The 12,286-nt window shown below is 53.6% G+C and carries 8 protein-coding genes; 3 read left to right on the top strand and 5 right to left on the bottom strand.

The genetic code is table 11. From position 1 onward, the window contains the following. Positions 1 to 95: 95 nt before the first annotated feature. Positions 96 to 863 (bottom strand): IMS domain-containing protein, encoded by a 768-nt coding sequence (locus tag HMPREF2958_RS07130; protein WP_070697517.1) that lies wholly within the window; start codon positions 861 to 863, stop codon positions 96 to 98. Positions 864 to 1,789: 926 nt separating this feature from the next. Here HMPREF2958_RS07130 and mfd point away from each other — a divergent pair. After that, positions 1,790 to 5,479 (top strand): transcription-repair coupling factor, encoded by a 3,690-nt coding sequence (gene mfd, locus HMPREF2958_RS07125; protein ID WP_070697516.1) that lies wholly within the window; start codon positions 1,790 to 1,792, stop codon positions 5,477 to 5,479. Then, positions 5,479 to 5,757, top strand: coding sequence for an amino acid transporter (locus tag HMPREF2958_RS07120; protein WP_246826713.1), 279 nt, complete (start codon positions 5,479 to 5,481; stop codon positions 5,755 to 5,757). Before mfd ends, HMPREF2958_RS07120 begins: the two co-directional genes overlap by 1 nt. 94 nt (positions 5,758 to 5,851) lie before the next feature. Here HMPREF2958_RS07120 and HMPREF2958_RS07115 read toward each other — a convergent pair whose 3' ends face one another. Next, positions 5,852 to 6,100 (bottom strand): hypothetical protein, encoded by a 249-nt coding sequence (locus HMPREF2958_RS07115; protein WP_004006172.1) that lies wholly within the window; start codon positions 6,098 to 6,100, stop codon positions 5,852 to 5,854. A 353-nt stretch (positions 6,101 to 6,453) separates the two neighbouring features. Here HMPREF2958_RS07115 and HMPREF2958_RS07110 point away from each other — a divergent pair, with 353 nt between their 5' ends. Then, entirely contained in the window at positions 6,454 to 7,863 is a 1,410-nt protein-coding gene (locus HMPREF2958_RS07110; RefSeq protein WP_070697515.1) for an NAD(P)H-quinone dehydrogenase, read from the top strand. 81 nt (positions 7,864 to 7,944) lie between these two features. On the opposite strand, the gene HMPREF2958_RS07105 is transcribed toward HMPREF2958_RS07110, so the two are convergent. The 3 genes from HMPREF2958_RS07105 to HMPREF2958_RS07095 form a co-directional block, all read right to left on the bottom strand. Next, complete coding sequence (locus HMPREF2958_RS07105) at positions 7,945 to 9,345, bottom strand: MFS transporter (protein ID WP_070697514.1); 1,401 nt, start codon at positions 9,343 to 9,345, stop codon at positions 7,945 to 7,947. 242 nt (positions 9,346 to 9,587) lie between these two features. Then, positions 9,588 to 11,411 carry an acetyl/propionyl/methylcrotonyl-CoA carboxylase subunit alpha gene (locus HMPREF2958_RS07100; RefSeq protein ID WP_070697513.1) on the bottom strand — a complete coding sequence of 608 codons (1,824 nt, stop codon included), beginning with the start codon at positions 11,409 to 11,411 and terminating at the stop codon, positions 9,588 to 9,590. Between the two features lie 129 nt (positions 11,412 to 11,540). Continuing rightward, positions 11,541 to 12,275, bottom strand: coding sequence for a Maf family protein (locus HMPREF2958_RS07095; RefSeq protein WP_070697512.1), 735 nt, complete (start codon positions 12,273 to 12,275; stop codon positions 11,541 to 11,543). Positions 12,276 to 12,286 lie beyond the last annotated feature (11 nt).

Below are 12,286 nucleotides of genomic sequence, written 5' to 3'. Positions count from 1 at the left end.
ATGCTGAATACGTATTGAAGGAGTGGAATAAACACGGGCAGACACCGAAGGATAAAACGGCCTTATGATGCCTGTAGGTACGACGTACCATGTGCTTAGCAATCGGGATTGTTAGGGAAGTCGTGTTGGGCTATTTTCCACGTGCCGTCAGATTCGACCAGCGTATATATATTGAGAGCTCGTTTGCCTCCGCTCTGGAGTTCCCGACCCGCGCTGTCTTTGGTCTTGACTTGGGAGGAATCCAGGCACACCTCGACGAATCGTGCACGCTTGCCCTGGTAGGTTCCTTCGGCAACTTTGGGGCTGCCGACGACCGTGCTGGTGCCCTCGTAATGCCAACCGTTTTGGGCATACTCGGCAGCGGATGCCGCGTATTCTTCGGCGGCGTTGTCTACAGCTACCTTGTTGATGGAGTCCATGGTTGCCTCATCAAGAAACTGCCGGGGTTGACCGGAATCTGATGAAGCAGTATCTGCTGAACCTTCAGGCGCGCTTGGAACAGAAGACATGGTCTGCTCATAGGAGTTTACGAGACCGTTGACTTCTTTAACCTCGGCCGCGTCAGTCGAGACAGTTTTAGCGTCTTTGAGTTGCTCTGCTTGGGGATAATTTTCGTCCTGCGCAGGAACTTCAGCCTGTGCAGATTCAGAGGAAGTAGCAGTTTCAGAAGAAGGGGCGGAAGAAGCGCTAGATGCGCTTGAAGCAGAAGATGACGAGCTTGCTGAAGCTGAGCTGTCGGGGCTCGCAGTCTGTTGATCTGATGACTGAGAGCATGCCGCAAGGGGGACTATCAAAGACAAACTCAGAAGTAAGCCCGTTGCTGCCCGTCGCTGTTTCGGAAGTGAAGAAAACGTACGAAGCACGATCTTTCTCGTTCAGTTGTAAGGTGGTTGGTTATCGGTAAAGTGAAGGCACTTCTGCCAACAATAACGACAACCCACCCTTTGTGTAATTATAAGTGAGTGAATTGCTATTGCCGACGGGAGTACCCGTTGGTTTTTATTATTTTCCATGGGGCTACACCGCGCCATGAAGGCACAGAACTTTCCGTGGATACCTATAGGCTAGCACAGCGAACGAAAGTTGTGACCGCGGTGAGGTCACAATACTCGCGGATAGTCCGAGGGGTGGACAAATACTATAAGAAAACCTAATAAATATTTTATGAACCCTTATCAAAAGAAAGGTGTAAATGGTTGTTTCGATACAAAGTTGATAGTTGTTCTCGTGTATAGAAATTTACTCATAAAATACCTATAAAACTTCTGAGGGGGTTGGGAGGGATTGGGTTTCGGCAACTGAGTCTACTTGAAAGATACTTAAAGCTCTTAAATTTATAAATATTCACCCAATATACGTTCTGAGACTTGGCACATACTTTACCTATCAAATAAAAAATAATAGTATATACCCCCAGAAAACATGTTCCCTGTGATAACAAGGGAGAAGGGAGGCGGGCAAACCCTGCTATAAATTTCCTAGCCACGGCCTTAAAACCAGGATTTACAAGGGTATATACCTTAAGGACACTTTCATGAACAGTTAAAAATATGCATTTCGCATGCCATCCTCAAAAATATGAGCAGATAGGAAACGACGAACAATAGATTTTATCGTGAAGACCCGCCCCACCGGCTGTAGTCGAGGAGATAGACAAAAAGCCTGAGCGAGATACCCCTACGGTATAAGATAGACGGGTACCCAAACGCATCAACGTGGCAATATAGAGCGCACGCGTTATTGGGAGGCGCCGCCTTGATAGCCACCGCATCCGGTAGAAGGAGTATCCGTGAAACTAACTGGACTGAGCCGTCTTCTGGCAGAACAGCCCTCCTACCGTCATATTCTTGAAGCCTGCGATGTTCCCGCTGCGGAACGTCCTGTCCAAACCCTAATTGGCGCCGTCGCCGGTGTACAGGCACCCCTTATAGCTGATCTTGCCGTTGCAGTACGGCGCCAGTCCAGAACCGGAAAAACTCCGCTGACGCTCATTATTACACCAACCGAGCGACAGGCTGAGGATACCGCACATGCCCTGCACTCATATTTGCCTGATCACCATATCGAGAGCTTTCCCGCATGGGAAACTTTGCCGCATGAACGGCTTTCGCCACGCAGCGATACCGTGGGAAAACGTTTGAATGTTCTGCGCTCTATAACTCATCTTGAAACGCCGACTCCACAGGTTGTTATAGCCCCGGTGCGCGCGGTCATTCAGCCCCTCGTGGCTGGTATTGAGAACCTGGAACCGGTAAGCCTGGCACGCGGTGAAGAATACTCTTTCAAAGACGTTATTAAAGGTCTAACAGATGCCGCATACTCGCGTGTAGATCTCGTAGCAAAGCGTGGTGAATATGCGGTTCGAGGCGGTATTATCGACGTCTTTGCACCCACCGCACAGCATCCAGTTCGCTTGGAATTCTTCGGCGACGAACTTGACGAAATACGTTACTTCTCAACGGCAGACCAGCGTACTCTAGGGCAGGAAGCAGACCACCCAACGCACGTTACCTTGCTCCCATGCCGTGAGCTTCTCATTACCCCGGAAGTTATGGGACGTGCTGCCCGACTCAAAACGGACTATCCGACGGCATCAAGCATGCTTGAGAAAATCGCGGGAGGTATCTATGTCGAAGGCATGGAATCTCTAACCCCGCTTCTTGTCGATAAAATGCAGACTCTTGTGTCTCTGCTCCCCGAAGAATCACTCATTATTTCTCTGGAACCTGAGCGGGTGCGTGCCCGTGCCGAAGACCTTGTGGCAACCAACGAGGAGTTTTTAGCGGCCGCTTGGGATGCTTCCGCTGATGCGGGCTCGCGTGCGCCTATAGACTTGGGACAGCTTCGGGTTAGCGACAGCGGGTTCCGCACGATTGCCGCGACCCAGCAGGAATCTTTGGACCGTAACCTATCCTGGTGGGAAATCACCGAGCTTGTCGATAGTGTAGATCTTCTCAACAATGCTCTCGACGACGACATCCCAACTATGACGGTCGCGGCACAGGCTCCAGCATCCTTCACCGGCTCGGTAGAACAAATGCTTCACGAGGTTGGTTCGCTGGTTCGTGACGGCTGGACGGTACTGGCGCTTACCAATGGGCGAGGATCCACCGACCGCCTCATCGAACTTTTCCGCGAGAGTATCTCAGGAGAAGACCCAATTCCAGCCATACGTCGGGAAACCCTCGACGGGGGAACGGAAGGCGCCCTACAACCCGGAGTAGTCGAAGTTTGTGAGACCCCAGCCTCTGCCGGATTTTTAATTCCTGAGGCGCGCCTTGCTGTTTTGACTGAAGGTGAAATTTTGGGCAGGCGCGGCACCTATGCGCCACGTGGCACGAGCGGCAAAAAACTCAAACCCCGTAAACGACGTAACGCCGTCGATCCTCTGGCACTAACCCCTGGCGATTATGTGGTGCACGAACGTCACGGTATCGGTAAATTCATTGAAATGGCTTCGCGCCCAGTCGCTGGAGTGTCTTCAAAACATGGGGAAACCCCTTTGAAAGAATACCTGGTGATCGAGTATGCGCCTTCAAAACGCGGGGGAGCCCCTGACCGCCTCTTTGTGCCCTCCGATCAGCTGGATCTCATTTCGCACTATGTGGGAAGCGAAACCCCGACCCTCTCTAAAATGGGCGGGAGCGACTGGGCTAAGACAAAGAGCCGCGCACGTAAAGCAGTTAAAGAAATCGCCGCTGACCTGGTGAAACTCTATTCGGCACGGCAAGCTTCGCGCGGTCATGCATTCTCAGAAGATACTCCCTGGCAACGGGAACTTGAGGAATCTTTTCCTTATAATGAGACTCCCGACCAGCTTACCGCTATTCACGAGGTTAAGGTGGATATGGAGAAGGAAATCCCCATGGATCGCCTGATCTCCGGGGACGTCGGCTTTGGCAAAACGGAGGTCGCTATTCGGGCGGCCTTCAAAGCCGTGCAGGATGGTAAACAGGTTGCCATACTTGTACCCACAACCCTGCTGGCGCAGCAGCATTTTGAGACTTTTACCGAGCGTTTCTCGGGATTCCCCATCAAAATTAAGGTGCTATCGCGCTTCCAAAAGGCTAAAGAAACCCGCGCTATCGTGGAGGATATTGCCTCCGGGAGCATAGATGTGGTGATTGGTACTCACCGCATCCTCTCGGAAAACGTGAAGTTCAAGGATCTTGGACTCGTCGTTATTGATGAGGAACAGCGCTTTGGCGTGGAGCATAAGGAAAAGCTCAAGCAGATGCGCACTAATGTGGATGTGCTTGCCATGAGCGCCACCCCAATTCCGCGCACGCTTGAAATGTCGCTTACCGGTATTCGGGAGACCTCAACGTTGGCAACTGCGCCGGAAGAGAGGCATCCCGTGCTGACCTTTGTGGGTCCGCGTACCGATGCCCAGATTACTGCCGCTATTCGACGCGAACTTATGCGGGAAGGGCAGGTATTCTTCGTCCATAACAGGGTGGCGAATATTGATACTGTTGCCGCCGAAATCGGTAAGCTCGTGCCGGAGGCGCGCATCGCCACGGCGCACGGGCGCATGAGCGAATCTCGGCTTGAGCAGATTATCGTGGACTTCTGGGAGCGACGCTTCGATGTTCTGGTGTGTACAACCATCGTGGAAACCGGGTTGGATATTTCAAACGCCAATACCCTGATTGTCGATAACGCCCAGAATTATGGACTGAGTCAGCTGCACCAGTTGCGCGGGCGTGTGGGTCGCGGGCGTGAACGGGCTTATGCCTACTTCCTGTACCCGACGGATAAGAGCCTTGGTGAGGTCGCGCATGAACGCCTCAAAGCTGTAGCGACCCATAACGAGCTGGGTGCCGGTCTGCAGCTGGCGATGAAGGACCTTGAAATTCGTGGCGCCGGAAACCTGCTCGGCGGCGAACAGTCCGGGCATATCGCGGGTGTCGGTTTTGATCTGTATCTGCGTCTCGTGGGAGAAGCTGTAGCCAACTTCCGCGGCGAACAGGAGAACACCGAGGCCGAGGTTAAGGTTGATCTTCCTGTCAACGCCCATATTCCGCATGATTATATTGATGCGGAACGTCTACGCCTGCAGGCATACCGCCAGATAGCTTCCGCAGACACCGAACAGAAAATCGCGGAGGTACGCGAAGAACTTCACGATCGTTACGGTGCCTTACCCGAGCCTGTGGAGAATCTGCTTCAGGTGGCGGTGCTGCGCCGCGAAGCACGGGAAGCAGGCATCCATGAGATTACTGCGCTGGGGCCGAAACTGCGTGTGGTCAGCGGCGAACCGCTGCCGGAATCACGGCAGATGCGCCTCAAACGTGTGTATCCCGGCTCAACTCACACCCAACCGAAGGGTCTGAGCACGTGGCTGACTCTGGTTCCGCGTCCTAAGACTTTGCCGGTCGGTGGCGTGGACCTTATTGACGGTCCTATGTTGGAATGGTGCTCGAAGTTAATTAACTCTATCTACTCGGCAGACCCGAAAGCATTGGAGGAGTCATGATGTCATCGGCACCTACCCCGCGCACCCCGAAAGGCTGGGTGCGACTTCTGCTGAGTATCGTGGGATGGGCTGCGCTAGGTTTTGTCGCCTTAGGAACGATTGTCTGGGTATTTTTCAGCTCGTACGGGTTAACGGTGTACTTCGTTGTAGTGGCGTACCTGCTGATCGCGGTTGCTTGCGGTGCACCTGCCCTCCTGTTTTATGTCGCCCATCGAGCTAAGGTTCGCAGCGGAGAATTTGGCACGAGCGGACCGGTAAGGTTTGGCAGCAAGGAATAGCGTGGGAGCAACATACTGCCGGATGGTGCCACATTTCTTATAGATTGTGACACCATCCGGCAGATAAGAAAAACTATAAAATGAGGTACTTCAGTTACTTCTGTACCTTATTCTGATCCGTAATCTTACGGGTTGTCTTCGAGGGCAGCAGATGGAACACAACACCAAAGAAAATTCCAAACGCAACGAGGGCTCCGGCATACAGAACCGGACCGCCTTCGGGGTAGGTGCCCAGCAGGTAGAGGGATAGAAGCAAAAATACGAAGCAGCCGATGAACAACACTGCGTTCTCAAGATGCCTGCCCTGCCCGGAGTAGGCGGGAGGTTTCGTCGTTTTAGCCATAATTTTCCTTCATCTGTAGCGACCTGCATTGGGTCGATGATGTGTGTGCTTCACCCCGGTTTCAGTGCCCTATAAACCTTTATAAACCGAGAAATCCTTTCTCAAGTATAGTGTTTTTACCCGCACGAATGCACACTTATGACACTGCGCAAACTCAAACTACGGGTTCATGACGTTACCCGGCAAATATAAGACTCTCGTAGGCAGCAAGATGTATCCGTAGCGTTCTCGGCGACTTTGCCGCTCCTGCAGGCATCACGGTACCTACTCGGCACCAAAAATCGGCATTTAATATCCTGGAGACGACGGCGGTTTCGGTTGAGTATTTCAGTGTGATAGCACACAATGAAAGTGTGACTTCAACAGTGAACTATGCATCCCAACGAATCGTGATACTAGGCGCTGGGCCCGGCGGCTATGAGGCCGCGCTTGTGGCAGCATCATCGAATGCTGATGTAACAATCATCGAACGTAATGCTCTAGGCGGATCCGCAGTCCTAACCGATGTAGTACCTTCGAAAACGCTTATCGCTACCGCAGATATGATGACTCGTTTCTCTGATGCTGGGCGATTGGGGATCGAAAATACCAAGGGCAACGCACCGCAGCTGCAAGTAGATATGAACCGGGTGAATAGCCGTGTTTTGGATCTAGCGCATCAACAATCTGCCGATATCAAACGGGCCCTTGCCTCCGCCGGGGTCAAAATTATCAGCGGCACCGGTAAACTTACCGACCCGCACACCGTTGCGGTTACCGATAATACCGGGCTGGAATATGACCTGCATGCAGACTTTATTCTGCTTTCGGTCGGGACGCACCCGCGTGAGATGGCGACCGGGCAGCCTGATGGGGAACGGATTCTCACCTGGACACAGCTCTATAATCTGCGTGAGGTACCTCGCGAACTCATCGTGATCGGTTCGGGTGTTACCGGTGCCGAATTTGCCTCTGCCTATAACGGGCTTGGCTCCCAGGTGACCCTAATTTCTTCGCGAGATCGTGTGCTTCCGGGCGAAGACGAAGACGCCGCGCGTGTGCTGGAAGACGTCTTTGAGCGCCGTGGTGTTCGGGTAATGCCGCGGTCACGTGCGAGCGCCGTGGAACGCACCAACGACGGCGTGGTGGTGACTCTCTCCGATGGACGCAAGGTTTCTGGCACGCATTGCTTGGTCGCAATTGGTTCTATTCCCAACACTGAAGGACTGGGTCTTGAGACCGCTGGTGTAGAGACCAACGAGTCGGGATATGTGGTTGTCGATGCTGTTTCACGTACGTCAGTACCGCATATTTACGCTGCTGGAGACTGCACGGGTGTGTACCCGTTGGCTTCCGTAGCCGCTATGCAGGGGCGCATCGCGATGGCGCATCTTTTGGGTGATACGGTGCATCCGCTTCGCACCGACCGAGTGGCAGCGAATATTTTCACCACCCCGGAGATTGCGACCGTGGGTATTAGTGAGAAAGACCTTGCCGCCGGGGTTTACCGAGGCGAGGCTGTCATGCTTCCGTTGACTACGAATCCGCGCGCCAAAATGATGGCGTTCCAAGACGGCTTTGTGAAGATTTTTGCCCGTAAGCACTCCGGTACTGTGATTGGCGGGGTCGTGGTCGGTCCGCGTGCATCCGAACTTATCTATCCTATTGCGCTGGCTATCGAGAAGAAACTGACAGTGGATGATTTGGCCGCTACCTTTACTGTTTACCCGTCTCTATCCGAGGCGATTTCTACGGCCTCGCGGCAGCTTCACACCCGTGTTTAGTTTTCACTACAGCTCTTGATATAGATTTGAGGGGCGTGACTTGTGTAGAGCCACGCCCCTCAAATGCTTACAGTATTCAGGTTATTTAGTGCTGACCGCGTTCATATCGACGTCGCGGGTTTCATGCGTGAGCAAGATGAAGAGAACACTCAGCAAGGATGCACCTGCTAGGTAGTATCCGACGGCCCCAACACCAAACTTCGTATTCAGCCATACCGCCACGAACGGGGTCAAGGCGGCTCCCAAAATAGATGCCATGTTGTAGGCGATACCGCTGGCGGTGTACCGCACATTAGTGGGGTACAGCTCGGGCAGGTAGGCGCTCATGGAGCCGAAAGAAAGCCCCATCAGGCACATTCCGATGAACATGAAGATGGTAATAATAACGAGGTTAGCGTTTTTGCCGGTTCCCACGACGGAGGGAGCAATGACCAGGGCGAAAGTACCGCCGAAGACAGCCATGGCAATAGTGGTCCACAGCTGCTGTTTGCGGCGACCGTATTTGTCGGCTAACCATCCCGAGACGGGAATAAAGAGCGCAAAACCAATGATAGAGATGAGCTGAATCTCCAAGAACTTGTGGTAGGCGATTCCTAACCCACCGTTTTTAACATCAGCTTTACCGTAGGAGAGAATCCACGTCGTCATTAGGTAGAACAGCACGTAGCATGCCACCATAATGAAAGTGCCCTGGATCATGGGCCACCAGGCAACTTTGAACGCCTCAACCAGCGGGGTCTTAACCTTCTCATCATTCTTGACAGCTTTGGCAAAGACAGGGGTTTCTTCGAGCTTGAAACGTACATACAGGCCTACAGCAACCATGAGGATGGAGAGCAAGAACGGAATACGCCAGCCCCAGACGAGGAAGGGGTGATCGAGGTTCTTACCATCTGTGGCGGAGTTGAAAGTGATCCACCCGGTTAGAAGCAACATAAGTCCATTGGCAAGAAAGAACCCGATAGGCGCGCCTAACTGAGGCCACATAGCGGAACGTGCACGTTTGCCTTCTTCGGCATATTCGCTGGCGAGCAGAGCCGCACCCGACCATTCGCCGCCTAGGCCTAGACCCTGGCAGAAACGCATAATGGTCAGCATGACCGGTGCCCACAGACCAATCTGATAGTAGGTGGGCAACAAGCCGATGAGGAAGGTCGCCAACCCCATGGTCAGAAGTGCGCCCACGAGCGTTGCTTTACGGCCGATCTTATCGCCGAAGTGACCGAAAACGATAGAACCCAAGGGGCGGGCGATAAAGGCGACCCCGAAGGAAGCGAAAGAAGCTAATAAAGCCGTAGTGTCATCTTTGGAGGCAAAAAACAGAACCGGGAAAACCGCTACCGCTGCGGTGGCGTAAATATAGAAGTCGTAGAATTCGATGGTGGTGCCCACCAGAGAGGCGATAATAACTCTGCTCTTGGGGGTTGTATTCTCAACCTGCGTGTTGTGCCCGGCGGAAACGTCGGGCGCGTGTGTGCTCATCGTGAATTAGCTCCTGAAAAAGGGATAGTAGCGACTACGCTCGATGTTGTGAGTGTAGATTCTCAACTTTTATATTCTACGCCTCGCGATACGGTGCCAACATCCTGTATTCATCATCTGGACCATTCAGCTGTATTTCAGTGTTCGAGGATGAAAAATCAGGAATACACGAACAACAAACCGCCGGATGCGTATGAGAGAACGCATCCGGCGGGCTATAGACATAGAGTCCCGTTAGAAGGCTATTTGATGGTGGCTAGAACGGCACCTGCGGTGACGGTATCGCCCGCCTTCAAGGACAGCCCGGAAATCTTACCGGCCTTATGCGCGTTGATAGGCTGTTCCATCTTCATAGCCTCTAGCACCAGGATCAGATCGCCTTCGGCGACTGTGTCCCCATCGGCAACGGAGACCTTCACGATCGTACCCTGCATGGGGCTTGTCAGATCGTCTCCGCTGACCGCATTTGAACCGCCGCGAGCACGGGACTTACGGGTTTTCGATGCGGGCTTTGAACTGCTCTTGGCAGGAGTACCGCCCAATTCAGGTAGAATAACCTCAAGACGCTTACCATTAACCTCAACGACCACGGTTTGACGTTCGGCATCGTCATCATCCACACTGCCGGGAGCGCCGGAGTAGGGCGAAATGGTGTTCTTGTAATCGGTTTCGATCCACCGGGTGTGAACCTTGAAATCTGCTCCTGCTGCGGGGGCGAAATCGGGTTCGTCCAGAACTGCGCGGTGGAAGGGAACCACTGTCGGAAGGCCGTCGAGTGTGAGCTCGTCTAGGGCTCGGCGAGCGCGTTCGATCGCCTGCTCGCGGGTAGCACCGGTCACGATGAGCTTGGCGAGCATTGAGTCGAAGTTGCCGCTGATAGCATCGCCTTCTACGAAGCCGGAATCCCAGCGTACACCGGGGCCGGAAGGAACACGAAGTTTTTCGATGGTACCCGGTGCTGGCATGAAGGAACGCCCTGCATCTTCGCCGTTGATGCGGAACTCGAAGGAATGACCGCGCAGCTGGGGGCTCTGCGGATCGATTTTCTCGCCGCGGGCAATGCGGAACTGTTCGCGCACCAGATCAATGCCCGATACTTCCTCGGAAACCGGGTGTTCAACCTGCAAGCGGGTGTTCACCTCTAGGAAGGAAATCGCTCCGTCGGGGGCAAGCAGGAACTCGCAGGTACCCGCACCCTGGTATCCGGCTTCCTGCAGAATCTTACGGGATGCTTCATAGAGCCGGTCGCTTTGTTCTTCCGTAAGGTACGGGGCGGGGGCTTCCTCTACGAGCTTTTGGTTACGGCGTTGAAGAGAACAATCACGGGTCGAAACGACTTGCACATTGCCGTGAGCATCGGCCAGGCACTGAGTTTCGATATGGCGCGGGGAATCTAGGAAACGCTCAATAAAACATTCTCCGCGGCCGTAGGCTGCGACCGCTTCACGCACGGCGGATTCGTAGAGCTCGATAATATCGCTACGGTTGCGCACAACCTTGATGCCGCGACCGCCGCCACCGAACGCCGCCTTGATCGCGATGGGCAAACCATGCTCGTCGGCAAAGGCGAGCACTTCATCGGCAGACTCTACGGGATCCTTGGTCCCCGGTACCAAGGGGGCACCCACTTTCTGGGCGATATGGCGCGCGGCGACTTTATCGCCCAACTGGGTAATAGATTCGGGGGAGGGACCAATCCAGGTTAATCCGGCATCAATGACTTTTTGGGCGAATTCGGCGTTTTCTGAAAGGAAACCGTAGCCGGGATGCACCGCATCCGCGCCGGAACGAATAGCTACCTCAATGAGCTTGTCCATCACCAGATATGACTGGGGCGCGGTCGCCCCTCCTAGAGCGTAAGCCTCGTCTGCGAGTTTAACATGCTGGGCATCGCGATCCGGTTCTGCATAAACGGCGACGGTCTCTAAACCTTCGTCACGGGCTGCGCGAATAATACGTACCGCGATCTCGCCGCGGTTAGCAATAAGAATTTTACTGACCGGACCGGTATGGTGTCCGGGAACAGCTGTAAAGTTTTTGATGGCTTTTGCCGGGTTGTGAGTCACTGAGGCTCTCCTTTTTATCCTGCCGAAAGCATAGCGAGAAAAGCTGAGAATGGCGAATATATAGCGCCGAATGACGCGAAAAATATAAGAAAAGTGAGGATGCTTATACCGGGTTTGGCTTAGCGGTCGTTAGTCTGATGAGGACTTCCAGAACATGTTTATCGATATCCCATATTGTGAGAGCATTTCCTTGAGTGCATTCACCGACAGCCCAATCACCGTATGTGATTCCCCGCGGATGCCTTGAATAAAGGCAGCACCATATCCGTCGAGGGTAAAGGAACCCGCTACATGAAGTGGCTCGCCCGTGGCAACGTAAGCATCGACCTCTGCGGCGCTCATCGGCGCAAAGTTTACGGTAGCGCTGCGTACCTGCTGAACGGCGGGAAGCTGTTTATCTTTGGTCTCACCGATCCCATCCCGTAAATCTATGAGGCAATGCCCGGTGTGGAGCACCCCGCTTCGACCGCTCATCGCAGCGATGCGCTCGCGTGCTTTCTCAGGGGTGTGCGGTTTGCCGTAGGCGACCGATTCAAACTCAAAGACAGAATCGCATCCGAGCACGAAGGCGTTTACTATACCCTGGGCGGCAAGAGAATCAGCAACCGCGCGTGCCTTTGCCTCCGCAAGAATGCCGGAAACCTCCGCCGGGGTTAGGTCGGTACGTCCCTCTTCACGGGCACGCTGGGCAGCACTGGCGAGCACCGCATCCTCATCGACATCGGAGACATGAATATCAAACATAATGCCGGAGTCTTCAAGGAGCTTTTTACGCGCGGGTGATGCGGAAGCCAGAATCAGGCGCGGTGCGGGCTTTGATGCCGAATGCGACGCACCGGATGGAACAGAAGATTGGGAAGTCATATCTTTATTTT

The sequence above is a fragment of the Rothia sp. HMSC036D11 genome, assembly GCF_001814205.1.
Taxonomy (GTDB): Bacteria; Actinomycetota; Actinomycetes; order Actinomycetales; family Micrococcaceae; genus Rothia; species Rothia dentocariosa.
This window is presented reverse-complemented; position numbering and strand designations above follow the sequence as displayed.

Bases quoted from the DNA above. Each gene is read 5' to 3' on its own strand.
- HMPREF2958_RS07115 (WP_004006172.1), bottom strand. From the start codon at position 6,100: ATGGCTAAAACGACGAAACCTCCCGCCTACTCCGGGCAGGGCAGGCAT.
- HMPREF2958_RS07120 (WP_246826713.1), top strand. From the start codon at position 5,479: ATGTCATCGGCACCTACCCCGCGCACCCCGAAAGGCTGGGTGCGACTT.
- HMPREF2958_RS07105 (WP_070697514.1), bottom strand. From the start codon at position 9,345: ATGAGCACACACGCGCCCGACGTTTCCGCCGGGCACAACACGCAGGTT.
- HMPREF2958_RS07095 (WP_070697512.1), bottom strand. From the start codon at position 12,275: ATGACTTCCCAATCTTCTGTTCCATCCGGTGCGTCGCATTCGGCATCA.